Annotated in this window: 18 protein-coding genes; 3 read left to right on the top strand and 15 right to left on the bottom strand. The window is 59.2% G+C overall.

Translation table 11 applies throughout. The annotated features are described in order from the left end of the window. Position 1 precedes the first annotated feature (1 nt). The 3 genes from dpdJ to dpdD are packed head-to-tail and all read left to right on the top strand — an operon-like array spanning position 2 to position 7190. A complete protein-coding gene (dpdJ, locus tag ACOQOP_RS11145; protein ID WP_420566414.1) occupies positions 2-4507 on the top strand; it encodes a protein DpdJ in 4506 nt (1501 codons plus the stop codon). Then, positions 4507-5034: a phospholipase D-like domain-containing protein DpdK gene (gene dpdK, locus ACOQOP_RS11140; RefSeq protein WP_420566413.1), complete on the top strand. Its 528-nt coding sequence runs from the start codon at positions 4507-4509 to the stop codon at positions 5032-5034. The genes dpdJ and dpdK overlap by 1 nt, the downstream gene beginning before the upstream one ends. Beyond that, the gene (gene dpdD, locus ACOQOP_RS11135) at positions 5031-7190 is read left to right on the top strand and encodes a protein DpdD (RefSeq protein WP_420566412.1); all 2160 of its coding nucleotides are present in this window, start codon (positions 5031-5033) and stop codon (positions 7188-7190) included. Before dpdK ends, dpdD begins: the two co-directional genes overlap by 4 nt. A 269-nt stretch (positions 7191-7459) precedes the next feature. Here dpdD and ACOQOP_RS11130 read toward each other — a convergent pair whose 3' ends face one another. The 15 genes from ACOQOP_RS11130 to ACOQOP_RS11060 form a co-directional block, all read right to left on the bottom strand. Beyond that, positions 7460-8647 (bottom strand): DGQHR domain-containing protein, encoded by a 1188-nt coding sequence (locus ACOQOP_RS11130; protein WP_420566411.1) that lies wholly within the window; start codon positions 8645-8647, stop codon positions 7460-7462. Next, positions 8632-9507, bottom strand: a complete 876-nt coding sequence (locus ACOQOP_RS11125; RefSeq protein ID WP_420566410.1) for an HNH endonuclease — start codon at positions 9505-9507, stop codon at positions 8632-8634. The genes ACOQOP_RS11130 and ACOQOP_RS11125 overlap by 16 nt, the downstream gene beginning before the upstream one ends. Before the next feature lie 376 nt (positions 9508-9883). Beyond that, positions 9884-10441: a VUT family protein gene (locus tag ACOQOP_RS11120; RefSeq protein WP_420566409.1), complete on the bottom strand. Its 558-nt coding sequence runs from the start codon at positions 10439-10441 to the stop codon at positions 9884-9886. Between the two features lie 5 nt (positions 10442-10446). Beyond that, on the bottom strand, positions 10447-10815 hold the full coding sequence (gene queD / locus ACOQOP_RS11115) for a 6-carboxytetrahydropterin synthase QueD (RefSeq protein ID WP_420566408.1): 369 nt from the start codon (positions 10813-10815) through the stop codon (positions 10447-10449). 23 nt (positions 10816-10838) lie between these two features. After that, complete coding sequence (gene queE / locus ACOQOP_RS11110) at positions 10839-11474, bottom strand: 7-carboxy-7-deazaguanine synthase (RefSeq protein ID WP_420566407.1); 636 nt, start codon at positions 11472-11474, stop codon at positions 10839-10841. Next, complete coding sequence (gene queC, locus ACOQOP_RS11105; protein WP_420566406.1) at positions 11471-12193, bottom strand: 7-cyano-7-deazaguanine synthase QueC; 723 nt, start codon at positions 12191-12193, stop codon at positions 11471-11473. Before queC ends, queE begins: the two co-directional genes overlap by 4 nt. A 9-nt stretch (positions 12194-12202) precedes the next feature. Continuing rightward, a complete protein-coding gene (dbpB, locus tag ACOQOP_RS11100) occupies positions 12203-13345 on the bottom strand; it encodes a DGQHR domain-containing protein DpdB (RefSeq protein ID WP_420566405.1) in 1143 nt (380 codons plus the stop codon). Next, a complete protein-coding gene (dpdA, locus tag ACOQOP_RS11095) occupies positions 13299-14639 on the bottom strand; it encodes a tRNA-guanine transglycosylase DpdA (RefSeq protein WP_420566404.1) in 1341 nt (446 codons plus the stop codon). The genes dbpB (ACOQOP_RS11100) and dpdA overlap by 47 nt, the downstream gene beginning before the upstream one ends. After that, on the bottom strand, positions 14636-15748 hold the full coding sequence (gene dbpB, locus ACOQOP_RS11090) for a DGQHR domain-containing protein DpdB (protein WP_420566403.1): 1113 nt from the start codon (positions 15746-15748) through the stop codon (positions 14636-14638). The genes dpdA and dbpB (ACOQOP_RS11090) overlap by 4 nt, the downstream gene beginning before the upstream one ends. Further along, entirely contained in the window at positions 15745-16911 is a 1167-nt protein-coding gene (locus tag ACOQOP_RS11085; RefSeq protein WP_420566402.1) for a hypothetical protein, read from the bottom strand. Before ACOQOP_RS11085 ends, dbpB (ACOQOP_RS11090) begins: the two co-directional genes overlap by 4 nt. Positions 16912-17136: 225 nt before the next feature. After that, positions 17137-17319 (bottom strand): hypothetical protein, encoded by a 183-nt coding sequence (locus tag ACOQOP_RS11080; protein WP_420566401.1) that lies wholly within the window; start codon positions 17317-17319, stop codon positions 17137-17139. Between the two features lie 31 nt (positions 17320-17350). Further along, positions 17351-18742 carry a phage/plasmid primase, P4 family gene (locus ACOQOP_RS11075; protein WP_420566400.1) on the bottom strand — a complete coding sequence of 464 codons (1392 nt, stop codon included), beginning with the start codon at positions 18740-18742 and terminating at the stop codon, positions 17351-17353. Further along, the gene (locus ACOQOP_RS11070; protein ID WP_420566399.1) at positions 18735-19613 is read right to left on the bottom strand and encodes a bifunctional DNA primase/polymerase; all 879 of its coding nucleotides are present in this window, start codon (positions 19611-19613) and stop codon (positions 18735-18737) included. The genes ACOQOP_RS11075 and ACOQOP_RS11070 overlap by 8 nt, the downstream gene beginning before the upstream one ends. A gap of 356 nt (positions 19614-19969) precedes the next feature. Then, the gene (locus ACOQOP_RS11065; protein WP_420566398.1) at positions 19970-20857 is read right to left on the bottom strand and encodes a hypothetical protein; all 888 of its coding nucleotides are present in this window, start codon (positions 20855-20857) and stop codon (positions 19970-19972) included. 37 nt (positions 20858-20894) lie between these two features. Next, a complete protein-coding gene (locus ACOQOP_RS11060) occupies positions 20895-22067 on the bottom strand; it encodes a tyrosine-type recombinase/integrase (protein WP_420566397.1) in 1173 nt (390 codons plus the stop codon). Positions 22068-22479 lie beyond the last annotated feature (412 nt).

The following is a 22479-nucleotide window of genomic DNA, read 5'->3' as shown; positions in this document are numbered from 1 at the left end:
CATGATGCTGACGCAGCCTGCCCTTGATGTTCTGGACCGGATAGAGAGCCTTGAGTTGCGTTCACTTACTTGGGGCTCGACCGATGGTTCGCTGAGCGAGGAGGAGGCGGAGAGCCTCGCGGAGGAGGTGGCGGAAAATGGCGAAGACCTACTCGAGGAACTGATTAGTGCTTGTCTGATCTTCGAGTTTCCACGCCCTAATGGCGAGGTCAGAATCCGTTCCCGCTTCGGCGAGATGATGCGGTTGTTGGCTGCAAACAGGCAACTGTTTCCGGGCCGGCCCTGGCAGGCGTCTCCGGCCTTGGTTTCCGATTTCCGTGTAGACCGGCGCCGCCGCCAATTTCCTCGGCGCGACCGATCACCGGTTGAGGTCCTCGCTGAACATGGTGACGCGGTCGCCCCTGGTTCCCTCGGGCGTGCACTATGGTCGGCGCTTACGGGCGCCCCTGGCCTAAAGCTCGCGGGGTTCCAAGAGCGAGCGGCAGTACGTGTGACCGGCGCCGCGGATGAAGGCACTATAGTCACGGCCGGTACTGGCAGCGGCAAGACACTGGCTTTCTACCTTCCGGCCTTGATCCGGATCGGCATTGCCATCGACAGCGGTCTATGGGTCAAGGCACTAGCCATCTATCCCCGGATCGAACTTTTGAAGGACCAACTCGCCGAGGCTTACAGCATGGCGCGGGTGGTCGACGGCCCGCTGCGGGCGCATGGTAAGCGGAGCGTGACGATAGGTGCCCTCTACATGGCGACCCCTTGGAACGCCAGCATAGAGGCAGTCCGAAGCTCGAAGTGGGTGCCGCGGGGTGGCGGTTTCGTTTGCCCCTGGATGCGTTGTCCTAGATGCGACGGGGATCTGCTGTGGACCCGGGACGCGCTCGAGCGGAAAGCGGAGTTGCTGGTCTGCGCCGACGACGCCTGCAACACCGACATCGACGGCAGCCACATGGTTTTGACCCGCCAGTCGCTGGTCCGGCGCCCCCCGGATATCCTGTTCACGACGGCGGAGATGCTGAACCAGCGACTGTCGGACCACTGGACGCGGGGCCTGTTTGGGGTGGGAAATTCTCCAGGGCAGCGGCCGTTCCTCGCGCTTCTGGATGAGGTGCACACATATGAAGGCACTAGCGGTGCGCAGGCGGCGCTAACGCTGCGGCGCTGGCAGCATCTGTTGCGGGCGCCGGTTTCCTGGGTGGGCCTGTCCGCAACCCTGATGAACGCGGCGGAGTTCTTTGCGGATTTGTCCGGCGTGCCGGCGAGCAAGGTGATCGAGGTCACACCGACGACCGACGAACTGATCGAGCAGGGCGTGGAGTATCAGATCCTGTTGCGCGGAAATCCGGCGTCACGGACGTCGCTGCTATCCACAACGATCCAGACGTCGATGCTATTGCCGCGACTACTTGACCCCCCAGGGGCCGCCGATACATCTGGGGCTTTCGGCCGGCGGGCCTTTCTGTTCACCGACGATTTGGACGTTACCAACCGGCTTTTTGATGACCTTCGCGATGCGGAGGCCTACACAATCTTCGGAAAACGCGATCCGAACCGAACCCCGTTGGCCAATCTGCGAGGCTATGGCGACGATGCGATGCTGCGCGACGCAGAAGGGCAGCGGTGGCAGGTATGCGAGGCGATCGGCCACTCCCTCAACACTCCTTTGGTGGTGGGACGGACTACCTCGCAGGACGGGGGCGTCAATCATCAGGCCAATCTCGTGGTCGCCACTGCGGCACTTGAGGTCGGCTTCAACGATCCCCGGGTGGGAGCTGTCATTCAGCACAAGGCGCCGAGGGGCATGGCCTCGTTCGTGCAGCGTCGAGGACGCGCCGGCCGCAGTCGAGCGATGCGGCCGATCATGTTGACCGTACTCTCTGACTACGGACGGGACCGCGCCTTCTTCCAGGCCTTCGAGCTTCTCTTCGACCCCACCCTGGAGGCGCAGTCCCTGCCCATCCACAACCCCTACATCCTCAAGATGCAGGCGGTCTTCGCCTTCTTCGACTGGCTGGCCGACCGAACGGCCAAAGGGCCGCGGGGCTGGCAATGGGACCTGCTCAGCCGTCCTACCGACAACGCGGCACTAACGGAGATGAAACGTCTCCTCGGCCAAGTTGTCCAGGGGGATGACAACACCATCACGGACCTGTGCCGGTGGCTGGAGCAGGCCTTGAAGATCGACCGCGAGACCGCCGAAGGTTTGCTGTGGGAAGCGCCGCGTTCCTTGCTGCTTGAGGCGGTGCCGACATTGGTCCGTCGCGTGTTCCGCCAATGGCGGCTCGCGATCCCGTTCGAAATGGCATCGCTCGACCTGCAGGTGGACTATCACCCGCTGCCGGACTTCGTGCCGCGCAACCTGTTCAGCGACCTGGCCCTGCCCGAGGTGCGCATCATTGTCCCGCCGGCCACGGTCAACGACGAGGAACGCGTCGAGGCATTACCGATCCTGCAGGCGCTGAACCAGTTCCCGCCCGGCCGGGTCTCGCGACGCTTCGCGTTCGAGCGCGGCGCGCTCAGCCATTGGATCCCGATCGATCCGGCCCCGTCGGAGCAGAGCGTCGCCATCGAACGTCTGACCGAGGAACGCGAGTATGTCGGGACCTTTGTTGGGCGCCTGAACGCCGGCATGAATTCGGAGCCGGTGCCCGTCTACCGCCCTTGGACTATCCGCATCGAGCGGGTCGACCGTGCCACGGCCCTGCCGAGCAGCAACGCACGCCTAATCTGGGAAACCGACATCGCGCCGGACGGCGATGCCCTAGAAATCCCGACTCCACAGCGGTCGCGCTGGCGCCGCTACATGTCCTCGGTCCAGTTGTACCTCCATCGTTTCCGCTCGAGCGTCAACGTGCGCCGGTTCTCGCGCGCGGCGGAATCGGTGTTGCGCACCCTGCAGGACGAGTTCCAAGTCGAGAGCCGGTTTACCGGACCGGACGGGAGGGCGGCGGCACTCGGGTTCGAACTCGACGTCGACGGGCTGCGAATCGAACTGACTCTTCCAGACGACCACGTGCTCGCCGAACAGGACATGCCGGAGGCGGTGACGACCGCGGCGCGCCTAGCTTACCTGCGCGACAGTTTCATCAACGACATCGCCCTGCCGAAAGACGTCAACCTGTTCCAGCGTGGCTGGATCTTCGAGTTCCTTGTCTGCGCCCTGCTGACGGCGGCGGAGGGCGAGGGCCGGGATCTCGACGCCGCAATCGAGGCGGTGTTGAACGACCGCGCGGTCGACACGGCGTTTGACGACGTCATGTCGGCGGTGCTGGAAGGCGTTCACGCGGATGAACCGGTGGACGAAGAGGCCGGTCTGCCCCATGAATTCGACCGGGACGACGGCACTGCCGCGCCAGGACCGGGGCGTTTGCGCCGGTCTCTGCGGCAGCAACTGTCCCGGCCAGAGGTTCGCGCCCGCCTGCGCGCTATCGCGGCCCAGTTCACGGCACCCGACCCCACGGCGTATGCGACCTGGCTGCGCCACGCGATCCTCGACACGCTCGGCGAAGCGGTGCTGCAGGCCTGTATCGCCGCTGCCCCACGCAAGGCAGCGACCGAGGGGCTGTGCGTTGACATCCACGACGAGCCGGGCTCGAGGGTCGCTGCGATCTGGGTTACGGAAACGACGCTCGGCGGCGCTGGCGTCCTGGAGGCCTTCGCGCGTCGCTTCGCCGGCGAACCCAGCCTTTTCTTTGCGGCCGTTGAGGCGGCGCTGTCGCCCACCGACGTCGAGGAAGTGGACGCCGGTCTGCGGCAGATCTTGGACTTGGCGCGGCGGGACGACACGGTCGCGGCTGGCCTGGCGCGCCTGCGCATCGCTGAATCCCATGCCGAGCGGGCGGACCTCTGGTTCGACCTGACGCGCGTTTTCGCCGACCGGGGCGGCGTGGCGTTCAGCCATTCGCTGTCGGTCTCCGTCAACAATCGCCTGCTGCGTAGCGGGGCCGGGCCGGAGCTTGACAGCCTGCTCCGGGACATTATCGCCTTCTGGGACGCCGTCGAGGCGCGCTATGGGCTTGCCGTGGAAGTCCGGGAATTCTGCTACATCGCCAGCAAGAACCCCGACCTCGCGGAGACCACCCGGCGCTACATCCAGGGCGGGATGCTGCAAGGAGCGGGGGGCGTCTCCGTGCTAGCGGCTCTGCAAAGCCTGCTCTGGCCGCGCGCACACGAGACCCGCCAGCGCACCTTGCGGTCCTACAATCCGTTTCGCGAGCCGAGTAGTACTGATCCCGCGCTCGTGCGGCATCTTCTGCTCGGACGGTCGGTGCCCGTCGTCGACCTCGCCGGGGATGCCTGGCGGCAGGCCCTGCAGGATGCCCTTGCTCAGGTAGGGACCGTGCAACTCGCCGCCGCCACGGACCGTGGTCCGGAACTGCGCTCGGAGATCGTTCGCCTGTGCGTCACACCGATCGACGTCGGACTGCTGCAGTTCTTCCCTGCGGTCGACCGGATCGAACGGACTGCTGGACGAATTTTGGTGACGATGACCCTGCGCGAGCACAGTTGATGGCCACGACGTCCCGCGACATCCACGGCCCTGCTCAGTCGCGGGCCCTCATCGATCTGCTGCAAAGCCTGTTCGTGGCCGAACTGCTGAGCCCCAGTCCGCGCCTGTGGCTGTTCTTCGCCTGGATCAGCGATGTCGATATCATCGACAATTCATCACGCGCCTTTAGTGCCCTTGAACCCGATTGGCCGGCGGCCCCTGTTCGCCTAAGCCAGGTGCTGGAGGCGCTGCTGACGCGCGGTTCGGAGATTCGGCTCGTGCTGCGTGAGCAGGCTAGCAATGACTACCTGGTTTCCCGACTGCTGACGCTAAAGCACCGCTTCGGCCGGCGGATCAAGTGGGCGACGGCGCCAGATTTCCATGCAAAGGGCATGATAGGGCGGGATTTCTTCCTTAGCGGATCGATGAACCTGACGAACAATGGGATTACCGTGAACGGCGAGCATGTGGTGCTGCGCACGGATCCCAATCTCATCAGCGAACAGGCGATCGAACTCGAGGAGCGCTGGGGCGGGCTGGTGAGATGATCTCGGAGAGCTCTGACAGCGCGGCCGCCCTGCGGGAGGAACTGGCCAGTCTCGATGTTGCCGCCGGGGCGGAGGGCGAAGAGCGCAACCTCTGCATAGGGCTGCTGGACACACTGACCGAACTGCGGTTCCCCGGAGCGCTGGTGCCGGCGCGAGCCCGGGACGGGACCCTGCGGATCAACGTGGCCGCGCACACCACAACCGACTGGCGGCGCCTTCGGCCGATCCTGAATTCCTTCGCCGGCCCGACCCTGACCGGCTTCACCGGACAGCCGCAAACGTTTGAGGCAGATGACCGGATCGGACAGTTACTATTGCGCGCCGAACCCGCGGTCACCGCTATTATGCCGCTGTCATCCGAAAGGAAACTGCGCGTCGCCGCGCTGAGAGCGCTAACGCAGGCGGTGGCCACCCTTATGCGGGCGCCAGATCTGCAACGCGAAGCCCCGGTTCCCACGAGTTGGCTGCTGGCGCAATTCCAGGATCACCTCAACCTCGGACGGCGTGACGCGGCGGCGGCGGTGCTGCAGCGGTTACGTACGGAAATGCGGCTGGACGGGCTCAACGTCCGGTTCCTGGAAGCCAGTCTGTTCGCCCAGTTCGAGGACTGGCAAGGTCTGGTTGCGATGCCAGGTTTTGCCGATATGACTCGCGCCCGGAAGTCGCCCGGCATGGCAGCGATCCTACTCGCGGCACTGTATCATGTGCATCTAGAAACGGCGTACGAGGCCGGGCAGTTGGAGCCCCTGCTCGGCCGCTACCGCGCAGTGGTCCAAGGTCTAGCCCGGCCGATGCTGTTTGCCTCCGGAGTTTCAGCGATGGGCCCGGCAGCTTTGCGCGTCTCAGGACTGGAGGCCTTGACCAGCAGCACCGCCAGCAGCGCCCTGCGCGATGCCCTCGCGGGCCGCTATAGCGAACTCGGTTGGCTGGCTGGACGGATTGACGCAGCGTCGGTCGAAACCAAGCAGGCGCCCCTCCATGACGAGCCTCCACTCGCTGAACCAGAGCCGCTCGATGTCGTACGCTCCGCCCTGATTCACAGGAGCCGTGTCGACGACATCGCGACCCTGGAAATCCTGCGACACAGCATCGCGCAACTCGACCCAAAGGCGCAGAAGGCACTGCTGGAATCGCTACCGCTGGGCCCCTTCGCCGAGGAGATCGGGATTTCGACGCGGGAAGAAGTGCCGCTTCCGAACTCCTGGGAATCATGGTTTGCGCGGGTCAGCGATCCGGCCTTCGATAGCGCCCTAGAGTTGGCGCGACGGGGGGCGGAGGAATGGCCTATCACCGCGGCGACCGGCGACCCGGTTCGGGTTTCCGGATTGCAGGAGGCGGTTGTCGCCGCACAGCACGACCCGCTCGCACAGGCGCGGACAAGGGATTCCGTCCCTTACCTCATCCGCTGGCTGCAACGTGATCCGGACTTTCCGCGACCGGCCTTCGCGCCGATCTACACGGAATTGCTGCTGTTCATCGCCATCGATTCGGCGCGAAACGGGCAGGTTTTCCAGTCCAGCCAGGTTCTCGTAGCGGCACTGCTCGAGTGCGGTCTCGACAAGGATGGATACTCGGGGCTGCTCGAGGCTATCGACATGATTGCCGGGGACGCGGTTGGCGTAGGCGCCGCGTACTGGCTGCTTGATACGGTGGAAGTGCTCTATCATAGCACTATCCCGGACGCGGCGGCACGGGAAGCCTACCTCCATGGCCTGCTGGCGCGGCTAACCCCGCTGCACGCCCGGCTGTCCGGGCTGCAGCGTGCTGCGTTGCACCAACTCGCGGCCGAACTCGGCGTGGTGCTGAAGGTCGCGCCGAGTGCCCAAGACGTGGCATCGGGCGACAGCCTGGCCGAGCGGCTCGACGGCCTCTCGATCGCCATCTACTCGCTGACGGAAGTTGCCAGCCGGCAAGCGAAGAGTGCCGTGGAAGCGCTCTGTCCCGGCGCGCGCGTGGACATCAACGCCGACCACGGCGGCACGGCGCGCCTGAAAGCTCTGGCGGAGAATGCCGACCTGTTCGTCGTAGCCTGGCAGTCGGCGAAGCATGCGGCCACCGACTTCATCCGCGCAAATCGTGGCGACCGCCCGCTCCTCTATGCCCGCGGCAAGGGCTTCTCAAGCATACTCCGCGCGCTTGAGGATCACCTACTTTAGCGCCGCCGGCACATGCATTCTGGTCCGAGTCCCATTTGCTTGCCTATTTGAACGGGAAGTCCGTCAATCGAGAGGAGACGGCCAATGCACAAGAGTAGCTTCATCGAGGAACGGGACATCGTCATTCTAGCCAAGCAGGAGTATGGCATAATGAAGAGAGGCATGACGCCTGCTTAATCCGTACAGTCAGTAAATCAATCCCACGGGATCTCCCCTTTTTACCCGGGACGCCACTGGTTTCAGACTACAGTTCTTTTAAGGTAGCGCAGCTAATCTGACGTCAGGCTTTCGTCTCCTGGCAAAACGGCGGCCCCACCATAAGTGAGTTGCTCTTGGAGCCATCTGCGGTTAATCACTTTCAGTCCCTCATACCAAGGCTCACCATTCGCTACATTGAAAGATAGAGCCTCCAAATCAGACATAACCAAATCACGTCCAGCGCGCGTATCATAGCTAGTACTCGCCCAATCTGCTTCAAAGAATTTTGGGTCTAGAGTCGCCAGAACATCCCTAGTAACAGATCGAACTTTCTCAGGATCTCCCGGGTTTACTTGATCGCGCAATCTTGGATTCCGCGCCCACGTCTTTATTGTCGTACAAACGAACTGTGTCATACATGTGAGGCCAATCTTTGACAGAAGCTTGCTGTCAGCAACAAACAAATGCGCCCACTCTTCTTTAATGACAGACCACATTGAGATAAGGAATGCGTTGAGACTATCGAGATCTTCAAGTTCACCAAACCCCAGCGACTTAGCCTCTGATGCCATTGCTTCGATTGCAGCCGGAACTATAATCCGCTTTTCAGGGGGATTGTTTGGCCACGCTACCATGCCCTTAAATGGACTTTCAGAATCCTCGTCTAATACTCCAACTGAACCGAGATTCGCGTTTAGAGAGAGTCGAGCAGTTTTGAGTCTTTTCTGAAGCTGTTCTTCGGAGTAATTGAGCGCTAGAGCACGCAGGTGATCTCTTGGAACCTTAGCTGACTTATTGTTGATAACGAGAAACTGAAACGCCATTTCCAGATCGCTCGCTTCCAATATAGCAACTACGGGAACGATATTGTTTGGGTCTGCTGCATCAAGTCCACGCATGCGATGCTGCCCGTCGATGACAAGACCAGGTAGCGGCTGTTCCTCTTCCGTATTGATACGGAGTGTCTGTACAGTTGTACTCTCGCCCTCGACCGTAACGCCGCGCAACCCAACTACAATCGCGGTCGGAATAGTATTCTGAGGATCGTCGGCGAAGAACTTACGGATGCTATTGATACGACTCTGGTTAGGCTCACGCTGCGGAGCCAGACGATTGTCATGGGCCAAACGATCAACATCCGCCCATTTGGAAACTTCGCCAGCTGGCGCATTGAAGAGAGCAAGTTTAGGGCCACGCATATCGGCGCGCTGATGAAATACAAATGCTTGATAACTATATTTCATTATTTTGGTATCCATCTCACATTAGTTCGAATATCGTCATGGGTTCTTAGGTTAAAGAAATCATAACCTTGATCGGCGTCGATCCGAACGGGTGGCTCACGCGGGCCAATCGCCACGAAAGCGTCCTGTAAGGTGCTACCGTTCGCATGCGCGTAAGCCATTGCTGCGCGAACATGAAGCGCGATCTTCACCTCACGCCGTAGGCTGTCCAGACCGTTGACCTCATCTGCATCGGAGAATACGACCGGTTGTATCCATGCCATCTGCCAAGCGGCGATATGTCCCTTTGCACTGTTGCATGATGGACAAGCTGGTAGGAGATTTTCCTCGATTGTATCTCCGCCGAGAGCTCGAGGCCAAATATGATCTACAGTCGCTGAAAGGCCGTTCGGAGCGGGGGCATCCTTATAGATTGCACCGAAAATACGCCCACAGCTGTAGCACTCTTCCTTGTGATTCCGCCGCACAAGACGACTGAGTGTCGAGGGAGGCTCCTTATGCATTTGCTCCGCTCCTGCCAGAACTTCTTCAACCAGCGCAGAAAAATCTCCCCGATACTCTATTGACGTAAGCTGTATTACGTCGTGGATTTTTGCACGCAGCATTTCTCCCTGTTCCCAGCGATCGTCTACTTGATTGCGTATGTCTTGAGCCAGTCGCAATAAACGTTGCTGGAGGTGGAGGATCGATGCTCCCACAAAAAAACTGGAAAGGCCCTCGAAACGTCGGCCCAGGCGGAGGTCGGCATTCTTCAAGATGTCATCTAGCACTTTCCACTCTTGGTGGTGCTGGATGAGTTTAAACAGAAGGCGTTCACCTGCCGTAGTTGCAACCCAAGGGTCCCAAGGGCCTGAACTCCTAAAAAACTCGATCATCGGGTGCGAAAATCCGCTCGTTGGCGCTACGACGCTACAGCGATAGTATTAGGATAGTGAAGCATCGGGAAGCCCTATCGCTACCAGCGCAATGCCTATCCTTCAGATAATCTATTAAAAGTGGCCGTCCGGGATCCGGTACTACATCAATCCAGATTCGGAATATGATTGGTGCCGCTCAGGGTAGACACGCTCTCTTTTTCTTTACTGAACATTATTCGAATGCAGTCGAATACAAAATCGTTGTCGGATCGCAGGCATGCTCGCCATCCCAAGTCCCAAAATCCGTCAAATATATAAAACAAGCTACTTATTGAGCAAATAAGACATTGCCTCTTTTTGCTACACCTCGAGCAATGAGTTTGTCGACTTAGAACTAGGCCCTCGCCGCCGAGGTATCCTCCAACCGCCTGATACGCCAAATCACTGGAACAGCAAGTGCAGTGACCCAGATTTTCCCCAGAACTTGCCCAGCCAAGAAATCAAGGGACCCAAATGCAATCTGTAGAAAAATGATGCTATCGACGAACGACCCGACCACACCGCTCAGAAAGACCGCTAGAACAAGTCGACGCTTCTGCAGTGGCGTGTACACAGCGAGATCGGCGAGTTCGGAGAGCAAGAACGCGACCGCAGAAGCGACCACTAGGGCTGGTGGAGCAAGCGCCGCTGACAAGGTCGCGCCTACCACAATCGCCGCAACGGCCCACTTCACACCCAACCGACGCTGGACCAGATCACGCAGGACCAGAGCAAGCCCGATCATCAGGACCCCCGAGGGCGCCATGATCCCAGGAGCCACCGGGATCAAACACGGTCCATCTGGAACACAGACGGTGCCGACATTCTGTATCAGCCAATTGGCTGCCGGGATGCAAGCGCCGAAGCCTGCAAGATAGAAATAGCCATCCAGATTTCGCCGGTTGTCATCCATGACCACTAGGCTCTTCCTCTAAAGACACACCCTTCACCACAGGTACCTCGTATCACGATGACCCGGTCTAGGACCGGTAGGTCGGTCTCCAGTTGCGTCCAAATGTACTGCGCAATGTTTTCTAACGTCGGTCGTTCCAGTCCGGACACTGTATTCAGGTAATTATGGTCCAACCGACTGCGGATCGGCGCGAGCGCCGCCTCGAACTTCGCAAAGTCCAATACCCATCCGGTTTCTGGGTCAGGCTCCCCCTTGAGAAACACCTGCACCTTGAAAGAATGCCCGTGTATGTTCGCGTATGGATGGCCTGGATCAACGTTCGCTGCCAATTGATGGGCCGCTTCAAACGTGAACTCTTTGAACACTTCGATCATAGCCTTCACCTTGCTCGCTTAGACTACGCAATACCCAGAAACTTGTGGGTCTGTAGCGAGAGCCCCCACTCGGGGCGCTGCAGGCAAATCTGAACTGCGGCTTTCTCGTTCTCGGCACGTTTTTGGTCGTCCTTCGCCTGAATAAGGAAGTGGTCGAACCCAAGCTTTGCGAGCGCATCTAGATCCTGTCCTTCCTGGGGAACAACGACCTTCAACTCATTGCCACGCGTGACAACCAGATCGCTACCCGCTTTCGGACTCACACAGATCCAATCGATGCCGGCGGGCAATGGCAGTGTCCCGTTGGTCTCGATCGCGACCATGAAGCCACGTTCATGGAAGGCAGCAATCAATGCCTTGTCGAGCTGCAATGCAGGCTCACCACCAGTACAAACCACAAATTTGCGATCCCTCGCTCGGTCGGGCCAAAAACTGTCGACATGGGAGGCAAGATCATTCGCCGTCACAAACTTGCCTCCGCCGGGACCGTTCGTGCCGACGAAGTCGGTATCACAGAACTGGCAGACTGCAGAAGCACGATCCCGCTCTAAGCCGCTCCAGAGATTGCAGCCCGCAAACCGGCAGAACACAGCTGGGCGACCAGCATTTATCCCCTCACCCTGCAATGTGTAGAAGACCTCTTTGACCGAATAAGTCATTCAGCAGCGTCCTGGTTTGCGCGTTTAGTTGCGTAGGTCTCCCAACCATTGCGACGAAGTTCGCAGGCGGGGCAGTTGTTGCATCCATAACCCCATGGATGTTCCAGGGATCGATCACCTCGGTAACAGGTATGAGATTCCTTGCGGATCAGTTCGACTAGGGTTTGCCCGCCTAGGTGTTCCGCCATCTCCCAGGTCGCAGACTTGTCTAGCCACATTAACGGAGTGTGGACCACATACCGACGGTCCATCCCAAGTGTCAGAGTGACCTGCAGAGCTTTCAGTGTGTCATCGCGGCAATCCGGGTAGCCGGAGTAATCTGTCTCACACATTCCACCAACTAGATGCTTAATCCCGCGCCGATAGGCGACTGCTGCCGCTGTCGTAAAGAACAGGAGGTTCCGGCCTGGAACGAATGTCGATGGTAGCCCGGCATCAGTCATTTCGATCTCGCGTTCCCGGGTGAGCGCGGTATCGCTGATCTCGCCGAGCAGCGCCATGTCGATGAAGTGATCGTCGCCGAGCCGTGAAGCACGCTCTGGGAAGGCTGTGCGGAATCCCTCGAGGAATGACTGTCGGACTTCCAACTCGATCCGATGGGCCTGGCCATAGTCGAAGCCGATTGTCTCAACGTGATCGAACGTGTCGATCGCCCAAGCAAGGCAGGTTGCCGAGTCCTGACCTCCGGAGAAGAGCACCAAGGCGTGGTTGTTTGTCACGTTCACCTCCTAGGCTCGCGCCACTTGGGGAAACTCACGGTGGTTCGCTCGCGCTTCTGCGAGACCACTACCTGCTCGAATTCCTTGATCTCGAACGATCCGAACCAGAAAATCTGAGAGCAATCGAATGTCCGGTTGGGTGTTCTGTATCCGATCCCACATCCGACTCTCGTTCGGACTCAGGATCCAGTAACCCGACGTCCAACAGCAAATATCGCCTTCAGCTAGACACGCGATTTTGTCCGCGAATCCTGTTCGGTCCCGAGCGCCGTGGACGGCATACGCGGTCTCCATCGCGTAACCGAGCGCGATGATGCCGGCACTATGCTTGAGGCGTGATGTCCGTGGTGTCATCCCTATCCAGGCTTCTGGAAAGGTATCCATGACCGCCCCATAGAAATCAGCGATCAACTGTAACGACGCCTCTTCACTATCCTCGCGGCCGGCCAAATCACGTAAAGCGCCATTAGACCGTGAGTTCATAATCACGCGTTGGATAGCATTGCTCGAGATCGTTCCGGACGGATTGGTGTGTTGTCGGATCTCTCCCTTCAGAGCAGGCGGACCAGAACGATCATCGGTCCAGTAATTCAGCTTTGAGGTCAATTGAGCCGCAAACGCCCGGGCAGACATTCGATGAGGCAGCCCGGACACTGTTGGGAGCAGTTCGTAGATGAGCTCCTTCGGCAGAGGGCGGGTGTTGTTAATCAGAATGAACTGCCGGCGCAGATCTTCGTCTGAGGGACAAATGATTGCTGAGACGAAAACCTGGAAGTCCCTATCCTTGAGCGGCTGTAAAGCCGTCAAGCGCTGCTGACCATCGACGACTAGTCCGGGTGCTCCGTTTGTGAGGTCTATCTCCAGCGTCGCAGTTCCATCGTCGTTCAGTCGGGCTGTTACGTCATCAACAAACGCCAATACGACCGAGTTCGGCAGAACAGCATTCGGCTTCTGAAGGTAGTCGCGGATCTCGAGAATGTGCGAAGCGACTTGCGGGCGCTGGAAGCCAAACAGATCTCCCTGTTCTGTCCTGCCAACGCGGTCAATGCGGGCAATCTCGAAAACCTGCTCTGCCGATGCAGCAAACGTGAAGACCTGATGATCTTCACTCTGCTGGGCGCGAATAGCAGTGAATGTCCGCTTCAATGACATCGATCTTTGTCCCTAAGGTTCGGTTCAGATGGCCGCGGTACACATGTAAGTTATGAATGCCACGGCGTTTGTTTCGGTTGCTCGCGCGGAAGATCACCACCTCAATCCCAACTGCAGCGCAAATGCTGCAAGAGCATGAGCGCCAAGGCCGGTCCCTAAGCGTACGCGCATACTGCTCCCTGGTTTGATCGAGGCGCTTCTGATCGCGCTCGCTGTGGGCTTCGTCACGCCCAATAAGAATTGGAGCGGCGTATGCCATGACGGTGTCGAGAGCTTCTTCAACCTCAATCTGTCCTTGGTCAAAGAATCGCAGCGCTCTCATCGCAGCCTGTTCGCGCTCCTGCAGATTCTCCTGCTGATAGACGCCTTCCTTGGCGAGGGATTTTAGTTTGTTGTTCTCAATCGCCTGGGGAACTCGGATCGCGGAGTAATATGCTAGCCCTCCCCCTTCCAAGGGGAGGTAGTAATTTGATCGCGCATCCTTGAAAGCACGGATCAACGGGGACGAACTGTCGAAACTCGTGATCCCGAACCCAGTGAACTCATGGATTTGTTCCGCTTTGGCAAAGCCCAGTACATGCAGGCGCGTCGAAGCGGTGATGCTGCGGCGGATATGAGTCAACGCCTTCTTGATTTCGGGCGATCTGAGCGGCGCCATACCGCCGACCGCAATATAGTCATAGCCCATTCTCTCCAACTCTTGCGCCGCCCGAGCAAGAGAAGAAGGGGACCACCCTTGGGCAACACCGATCGGTGTGAAACGATTGCCCAGTCGGCGAGATTGGGAGAGAAACTCCTCAGCATTCGTCAGCGTCACATCAAATCGCTTCTGGTTCCGAGCTAACTGATCGGCATCCAAGTCAGCCGCGCGGTCATCATCGACGAAATCGAAAATGATGTGGTCAATCGAACAGGCATGGGTGAACTGACCGTCACCATAGAAATCCACAATGTCTTCTGTCGAGTAAGGTGGTTCTTCCATTGTGTGGTATGTGAACGCCCCACTGTCGCCAAATACCCATGAGTTCGGATACCGATCCTCCCTGAATCTAAGGAACTCGCGTGCGCCAACGCGCCGAAACCGTTGTGCTTGAGCGTCGCTGTACTTTCCTGCAACTACCTGGCCGCCAACGATCCCACGGGAAACCAGCATCCCGTCATAGGGCGCATACCCGAGAGCCTCGTGCGGAAATTGGTCGGTCCAATAGGCCTCACGTTCGGGTCCGAACCGATCTTCTTCGAAGCGGTATGTCGGATCGACGTAGTCCAGGCTGTCCGCGAACAAGAACCTCATGAGGCCTCCTGGACCGCGGCATAGTCCATTTGCACCAACGCTTCTGCGAGTGCCTTGATATGGCGTGGGGTGTTTTGAACGTCATTCCAAGCAAGCCCGAGACCTTCCCAGGTTCCCTCAGTCCAGCAACAGTGGGGTGCTATCCGGGCCAGGGAGGTGCGGATCTCCTCTCCCATTTCGGAAGACTGGTGAACCCTTGGAACGATCCGATCCATCAATACGCCCATTGCCTGGATCCCGGCCGAATGCATCAGGCGGCTTTCTTGGGGCTTCTTGCCCCAAGCCTCAGGGAACACGGCCTTAACTGCACGCCAGTACACACACATGACGCGATACATAGCGTCGACATCGGTGTCGCCGTTGCCGCTTCGCTTGAATAACGCCAATGCGCCGTAATTGTTGATCGATTGTTTCATCGCATTGATCAAAGCGGTATCTACGACCACAGCATTCTGCTGGGCATCTTCATCAGATGTTCGGCGAATTAGTTGGTAGAATGGCGATTTAGGATCTTGGTTCAGCTGGTTGCAGATCGCTGAGGGGATCTTAGCTGGCCGTAAGTCACTCGGCAGGTCCGCCGATATCTCCGGTAGAAGTTCGTTTATCAGACGACGTGGTAAGGGTTTTGCCTTGTTCACAAGGATGAACTGCTCCCGCTGAACGTCGACCGTGGGGGCAACAAAACCGACAACTGGCACCATCACGTTCTTGTTTTTGGACTGTGCCAGAGCAAGAGAGCGCTGCTGTCCATCGACGATCCAGGCTGCTCGTCGATTTCCGGAAAACACCGGCAAAGTGAGGGTTCCGCTTACCGCACCTTCTGGACTTGGCCCACGCGACTGCTTGAACACGACCGAGGGGTGAAGCGCGAGAATGATGGCGTTTGGAAACAGAACCTCGCCTCGATCGAGATAGTCCACGATTCCCTGGACGTGGCTGCGGATCTCCTTGCGTTGAAATCCCTTTAGATCCTGGGCCTGATCTCTCTGTAATCGGGAGATATCGGCAATACGAAGAACATCCCGACCGCGCAGGAAGAAGCTATAGACATCTGTATCTCTGCCTTGGACTGCCCGAACAGCCCGAACTTCAATCTGGTTGTCGGTCATAACAGCGCGCTCTGGCTAGAAGCATCGATACGTCCCGCAGCCTGCTTAAAAAGGTCCTTGAAGCGAGACTGCTCACAAGCGAAGCCGCTATCACGAAGATGACGAAGCATCGCGCCCGAACGCCCCCGTTGGGCTTCCCAGTTGCGTTCAATGAAGGCGAGGATCTCTGCATCCGTTTGAACTTGCCGTTTGGGCATATCGGGTCGTCGCCACGCCTCAAGATGCCGGCGCAAAACTGAGGCATCCTCTTTCGCGGATTCTCCGCGCACTTCGCCAGCATTCAATAGTTCAGCGTAAAATCTCGACGCCCGCTGGGCGAAATCACTTCGCGTCCCAGGTAACCGACTGTCTGGCCCATCCAAGCGATCATCGATCGGCATCACCTGGGGGAAAAGTTTTTCGGGAACATGTCGTTCCAGACCAAAGCCGAACAGACGGATTTGGCTTAGATGCTCCGATGGGAGTTTTTCCAACTCAGGCACGACAAGCGCAGCATAGGCTTCCGAAAGGCAGAACAACGCTAAAGAACCGGCCTCAGTTGGGAGTAGATCGTTGAGACTGCGTCTCCTGTTCAGCGCCACTCTAAGTACACGCCACCACCTCGCAGACGTGACAGATGCATCGGCAATCTTGCTTAGTATGGAATCGGGCTTTCCGCGCGTGACAGTCAGTCCGTAAGCCGGGATTAGTTCTTCTCCAGCCACCAACCCCAATCCTGCAGACAAAAAGACCATTCTCGCGTTGCAGAGTGATGCAACGCGCAGGCCTTCTTGAACGCCACGACCCCGATATAGATCGCGGGCAGCGATGCGCTGATGCGCCGATTCGATACGTTCCGCCCATTGATCTGCGACGTCATGGACTGGGCCGAACGTGAGGTTACGCGCCAGCAATAGAGGATCTGCTTGGAGCCTCTTGCGATCTGTGCACGGGACGAGGACGATGGAGTTGCTATCCATGATTCCCTCAGTGTTGCCGAGTTTAATTACACCATTGTAATTTATTAAGCAAGCAGTTAATTGTGCGCCAGTGGAGTGGTCTGTGCGTACAGTTAATCGATGCCAATCTATGACTGGGGCCGGATAACTGTAAAGATGCTGCAGGTTTCTCAACAAAAACAACAACAAGGGTGGCCCAATAAGCGCCCCGATCGCGCGCGCCATGCGCTGCCGCCCCGAATAGCGCTCAGGTCCTCCCGGAAGGACCCGCGATCTCAAGTCGAAGGGTTCGAAGGGTTAGTCCAAATAGTCAGTGGCGCGCGCGTGCGCGCGAGAGGATTATATGAGGAAAGCCCTCGAAGCCTTCGCAGCAACCAAGATGGGGTGGCTAGAGATCCGATGACGGTCGGCTCCCGGGCCATAGCGACCAATATGGCGACTCAATCAGTGTCAGCGCCGCTCCGCGTCGTCCATCATTTCCTGGACGATCATCCATACTTCTTCCTCATCGAGGCTCTCGTCTTCCTCGCAGATTGCTGAGCAGACCATGCTGAGCAGGGTGCCTCCCGAATACCCCAGATCATAAAATTCCTGCAGATATGCAGCGGCGGTTTCGATGATGTAAGAGTCCATAGTGGTTCCTCCGGAGAAAGAGTTCTGAGGATTACTGATTGTTCTTTAGCCGGAGCCTCTTAAACGCTGAGGTCTGTTGCTTTGGGTGCTTGAACCGCTCAAAACCGCGATCAGATAATTTTTGACTGAAGCTCTTCTCTGATCCCGCGAATTCACCAGTTCTTTGGCACCAAGCCTGCCAATCACCGAAGATCGTACGCGTAGGCGTCGCCTCGCCGTCAAAGAGTTCGAGCGGTTGGCACCGCTCCTCCAGAAATCGCCCCAAAGCGTCTTCCTCGAGCAGATACTCGTTGGTCGCTCCGCGAACGGTATCTGACGGCCTGAGGCCGATCCTCTGCCACGCGCAGCACCCTTCGACGAGCCAGGCGAGGATGCCCGGCCATTCCTGCTTCAGGACTTCGGGGAGCGTCGGGTCGCGCTTGTCGGCAGGGATGGTCTTGTTGAAGGGGATAAGGTTCATCCGCTGGCGGATTGCTTCATCGATGTTGCGCAGGGCAGGCTTGTGGTTGCCAGCGATGACAAGCGTGAACTGTGGCGTGAACTGAAAGAAGTCCTGACGCATGAAGCGGGCAGTGATCTCGTCGCCACCGGTGACCGCCTTGATCCGCGCCTCGGCCCATCGCTGCCCTTCCTCGGTCTCCTGGGAGATGACCAAGCGACACCCCTTGAGCATGGCGAGTTCCGTTGGATGTCGTTCGTGCCGACTGTTGGTGAACGTTTCAACTGCAGCCGTTGCGCTGTAGCTCGCGAAGATCTTCTGGACCGTGTTGAGGAGGACGCCTTTGCCGTTGCCGCCGGTGCCATAGCAGAAGAAGAGGGCGTGCTCCTCGCACGAGCCCGCGAGGGCATAGCCGAAGATCCGCTGGACGTAGTCGATTGTGTCCCGGTCCGCGTCGAAGATGTCGTTCAAGAAGGCGCGCCATCTTGGAGCCTCGCCGCCGGGTCCGACCGCCGCGGTCTTGGTCAGCAGGTCATCCGGGTCGTGCGGGCGCAGGTCTCCTGTCCGAAGGTCGACGGTTCCATCCGGCGTGTTGAATAACCAGAGCTCTGCGTCCCAGTCTTCGGGTCTGGACGCGAATTCCCGACTGGACTTGGCCAACCTTTCGATCGCGTGGATTGTCTTGGCGCTGGCAATCCGGCGAGCGGCACTCAAGGCTCGATGATCCTGATCCTGCAGTTCAATCGCGGCCTTTGTCGCGATCTGCCGCGCGCGTCGTTCCGCGACGCGCGTTGTGTCCCGCTCCCAATGCGTTCCCATCCAGATCATCCACGTACCCCAGGCCTCCACCCAGCGTTGGCTATCTGCGAAAACGGCCGTGTATCGCCTTGCCAATGCCTCCTCCGAGAAGGCAGGCGGAAGGTCGCGGTCAAGGGGATGGGAGTCGCCCAGCACCCTGTCGAGCGCGTCGTGCACGTCAGACATCTTTCGGGCCTCCGGTAAGGGGTCCGGCGCGCTTGCGGCGCTCTCGGATGACAATGCTCGTCAGCAGGCGGACCACTTCATCATCAGCCAGAGGTGGCTGACACCGTTGGCCATTCAGTGAGAGCAGGAGCTCAAGGCACACATGTGGGTCCACCGACTTGCCGATCAGGTGACCGGCGACTTGGGTGAGGGTCTGGTTCCTCTGCCCATCCGGTATGCTGTCGCGGATCGACTCTCGCCAGAAACCTGGAATAGCGGAGCCTCCCCGTTCTCCGCCGCCACCCCGGATCAGGTTCATTAGCCACGCGGGAGCGTCGGAAAGACCGACCTCATCTGGGTGATGGTCGACGGATATGGCATAGGGCCGGCCGGAGATGTGAAGGGAAGGGGGCGCGACGATGTAGCCGCCGTCGCCTCTGACATCAATTCCGGATTTGATCGCGCTGGCGCTGTTCCGAACGACCGTACGAGGGTGTCGAAACAGGATGTGCTCACCCCCACCGCCGGTGAGGAATCGCCATGTTGGCGGCAGGTCTCCGTATTGGCACTCCAGGGCTGTCAGACTGCTGGGACCGTCATGGCGCTCATCGATGTCCAGGACGATAATGCCGCTGCGTGCTCCGGTGGCGATCCCGATGTTCGAAGCGTTGCCGTCAAACCAGGCGCGCAGTGCTGCCGGTGAAGAGCTCGCGTCCTTGAAGCCGTGCGGCGCCAGTCGCCCATCCGGGTGTTTGCCGGGCGATGGGCAGTTCGGCTTTCCGCAACCACAAACGAACCGGTCTCCCATGTGGATCGGGCGACTGACGGGAAACACGGCCAGACCAAGCCGGGCGAACATCAGCGCGTGATCCAGAACGGAGGTCGCGGTCATCGGTGCCGCCCCCGCGAAGGGTTGGCAGGTCGGCTCTCGGCAACCGTTTCTCGGCGCCGCAGCCAATCGCGGACCGCCTCGATGCGGTAGTAGACAGATTTGCCGATCAGCAGGTGAGGGGGCGCTTGCCGCATTGCCCGGTCACGCTGGCAGGTTCGAAGACTGACGCCGCGTTGGGCAGCGTACTCTGCCTCCGTGATATAGCCCTCGAAGATCGGTGGGGTTATTGGCTGCGTGAAATCGCGTGGCATCGTCTTTCTCCTTCCTCAGTGCAGCCTTTGCTGCGATCTGAGCGGAAGGAGAACGGGCGCTGCGAGCGCGAAACAGGGCCTATAAACACCCTGAAAACCTCGGTTTTAGGGGCTTGAAACGCTTTGCCAATAGGCGTTGAAGATGCTTCGGATATGGCCTTCGATCGTCTTGGGAAGAGCCCCCGGGGCGTCAGGATGGTGATTCGCGAGCCAGATCGACAGGTCGTTGGCCTCCGCAGAGAGAGTCGGTTGGACCGTACCGGCTGACTTGCGGCGATCGAACTCCTCCAGAATGAGGTCCTTCGACGATGGGCGTCCACCTTTGCTTCCGCGCGCACGCGCAGGCAGCTTGGCTCGGGAGACTCGAACCTCCCGCCAAGCCCTAACCCACCCGTCGCCATCCGCGGCGCGCTCGAAGATCTGGCCCGCGCGGATTTTGATGCCGACATCCCACGTCCACCATATCGATGGGATTGCCTTGCGAGTTGCGTCGTGGCGCAGGTCTTCCGGAATGCCCGTCGCCAGAAGCCTTCCGTCCCGCAACTGCTCGAAGAAGCAAAACCGAGCAAACGCCAAACGATGACTACGCACGGCACGCCAATAAAGCTCTTCAGGCGCGGTTGGGGGCGGTGCGTACTGAAGGACGCGACGAGACGCCGATGGTGGCCGGACGTCCGCCATCCAATCCGAGTGGCTGACGCGCCGACGTCGAGGCTCCTTGGGCCCCGACCACTTCGGCGGCTTCATACAGTGCCGAACGCCAAACTTGAGGCTTCCGATCGCCCTCGGATGCTCATCGAGGTCGGCCGCGATCTCCGGCTCGTTCCGCATGTGCAAGAGGTAGGCGTCGGCCAGAGCCGAGCCGTCGCGCGGCATCGGCGCCACGCGATCACGCAGGTCCAGTATCGGCTCGACGTTGCCGGCGTTGATTTGGAAGACCGCCTTCGGGAATGGGAGGTCGAAGATGTCGCCAGCCTTGAACCTTCCGGCCACAGGGGAGTCCACCAACGCTCGGACCCGGATTACCCGGTCATTGGCTTGGGCTGTATCTTCCGGACGCGCCATTGATCGCCTGACTCACCAGCTCCGCCGCACCTTTCAAGGGCTCATCATACAGGTGTGCATATCTTTGGGTTGTCTGGACCTGTGTGTGGCCGAGCATGGCGCCTATCAGAGGAAGCGATGCGCCCTGACTTACGAGAATCGAGGCAAACGAATGGCGCAAGTCGTGGATCCGGGCATCCTCAATCTGTGCCTTTTCGCACAAACTCTTCCAGGTGCGCTTGATGTCCGTGAGCGGCCGCTCGGGGCTCTTCCCAGGGAAGATGAAGCTGCTGTCGCTGGTCTGCTTAATCCGTCGCAGCAGGTCCACCGCGGCGCCCGCCAACGGAACGCGGTGCTGGCGGCGTTGCTTGGTGTGAGCGCTGGGCATCGTCCAGATACCACTATCCAGATCGAACATGTCCCACGTCGCGTTCAGCACTTCGCCCCGCCGAGCGCCGGTCAGCATCAACAAACGGATCGCGTCTGCGGATCCCTGCTCCGGATGATCGTCCAGAGCCACATTCAGCCGTGCGATCTCGCCCATCGAGAGATACCGCTGGCGCTTGTGCTCAGGGTTCTTGCGAATGCCGACGACCGGATTGTCCGGGCGCCACTTCCATCGCACGGCGAGGTTCATGGCCTTGCGGAGCACTTCGATCACCCGGTTGGCCCTCACCGGGGTGCCGCGCTCTGTGGAGATCTGGCGATGCAATCGCTCGACATGTTCCACGGTGAGATCGCGGACCCGTTCCTTCCCGAGCTTCGGCAGGATCAGGTCCCGCCACATGGCGGTCTCGTCGGCTTGGGAGCGAACTGACTTGTGGCACAGGTGCTCAGACCGATAGCGCTGCCACAGGTCCCGCATCGTCGGAGCGGTTCGCTCATCATGGCGATCGCCCATGGGATCTGCTCCGAGATCCACGTCGCGCTTCATCGCCTTGGCTTGCTCGCGCGCCGCTGCCACAGACCAGTCCGGGTAGTTGCCGATGGTCATGCGTCGCTGGCGGCCATTGACGCGATAATCCAGAACGAAGGCCTTCGAACCGCGGGTTGTGACCCGGAGCGCAAAGCCTTTCACCTGGTCGTCCCAGATGAAGACCTGTGCTTTGTTGCCGGCGGCGGCACGTCTGACGATCTGATCGGTGAGGCGTTCAGGCATTGGCTCGTGTCAACACTCTGTCAACCTCAATTCCGCGGATGTCTGGCACCTAATGTCGCTGGATGACGGAGGGTGTCGTCCTCTAGATAACTGATAACATGATGAGAATCTTAGAAATTGGAAAGGATGTCAATTCCCAATGCCTTGGAAATCGGCGTGATCTTTGCCTCATAACCTGAAGGTCGCAGGTTCAAATCCTGCCCCCGCAACCAAACATATCAATATGTTAGCCTCGCCATCCCGGCGGGGCTTTTTGCGTTCCGGAAGCAACACGGAAGCAGATCAATTGAAGAAGGTTGGCCGCTTCCAGCGGGCTGTCGGAAGCTGCAATCTTGTTGAATGCCGTCGCGTCTGCTTCGAGTTGCCTGTTGTGATCGTCGGCGCTGCGCTCTTCGGCCCGCGGTGTGTCGGA

This window comes from Thalassobaculum sp., from assembly GCF_965223715.1.
Classification (GTDB): Bacteria; Pseudomonadota; Alphaproteobacteria; order Thalassobaculales; family Thalassobaculaceae; genus Thalassobaculum.
Note: the sequence above shows the minus strand (reverse complement) of the source record. Positions and strands in the feature narration are given on the sequence as shown.

What these genes read in the sequence shown, in the direction of transcription:
- ACOQOP_RS11085 (WP_420566402.1), bottom strand. Translation starts at nt 16,911, where the DNA reads ATGGCGCGCGCGATCGGGGCGCTTATTGGGCCACCCTTGTTGTTGTTT.
- dpdJ (WP_420566414.1), top strand. Translation starts at nt 2, where the DNA reads ATGATGCTGACGCAGCCTGCCCTTGATGTTCTGGACCGGATAGAGAGC.
- ACOQOP_RS11075 (WP_420566400.1), bottom strand. Translation starts at nt 18,742, where the DNA reads ATGTCTGACGTGCACGACGCGCTCGACAGGGTGCTGGGCGACTCCCAT.
- ACOQOP_RS11060 (WP_420566397.1), bottom strand. Translation starts at nt 22,067, where the DNA reads ATGCCTGAACGCCTCACCGATCAGATCGTCAGACGTGCCGCCGCCGGC.
- ACOQOP_RS11125 (WP_420566410.1), bottom strand. Translation starts at nt 9,507, where the DNA reads ATGATCGAGTTTTTTAGGAGTTCAGGCCCTTGGGACCCTTGGGTTGCA.
- ACOQOP_RS11120 (WP_420566409.1), bottom strand. Translation starts at nt 10,441, where the DNA reads ATGGATGACAACCGGCGAAATCTGGATGGCTATTTCTATCTTGCAGGC.
- queE (WP_420566407.1), bottom strand. Translation starts at nt 11,474, where the DNA reads ATGACTTATTCGGTCAAAGAGGTCTTCTACACATTGCAGGGTGAGGGG.
- ACOQOP_RS11070 (WP_420566399.1), bottom strand. Translation starts at nt 19,613, where the DNA reads ATGACCGCGACCTCCGTTCTGGATCACGCGCTGATGTTCGCCCGGCTT.
- dbpB (WP_420566405.1), bottom strand. Translation starts at nt 13,345, where the DNA reads ATGTCATTGAAGCGGACATTCACTGCTATTCGCGCCCAGCAGAGTGAA.
- dpdK (WP_420566413.1), top strand. Translation starts at nt 4,507, where the DNA reads ATGGCCACGACGTCCCGCGACATCCACGGCCCTGCTCAGTCGCGGGCC.
- dpdD (WP_420566412.1), top strand. Translation starts at nt 5,031, where the DNA reads ATGATCTCGGAGAGCTCTGACAGCGCGGCCGCCCTGCGGGAGGAACTG.
- ACOQOP_RS11130 (WP_420566411.1), bottom strand. Translation starts at nt 8,647, where the DNA reads ATGGATACCAAAATAATGAAATATAGTTATCAAGCATTTGTATTTCAT.
- queD (WP_420566408.1), bottom strand. Translation starts at nt 10,815, where the DNA reads ATGATCGAAGTGTTCAAAGAGTTCACGTTTGAAGCGGCCCATCAATTG.
- ACOQOP_RS11080 (WP_420566401.1), bottom strand. Translation starts at nt 17,319, where the DNA reads ATGGACTCTTACATCATCGAAACCGCCGCTGCATATCTGCAGGAATTT.
- dbpB (WP_420566403.1), bottom strand. Translation starts at nt 15,748, where the DNA reads ATGACCGACAACCAGATTGAAGTTCGGGCTGTTCGGGCAGTCCAAGGC.
- dpdA (WP_420566404.1), bottom strand. Translation starts at nt 14,639, where the DNA reads ATGAGGTTCTTGTTCGCGGACAGCCTGGACTACGTCGATCCGACATAC.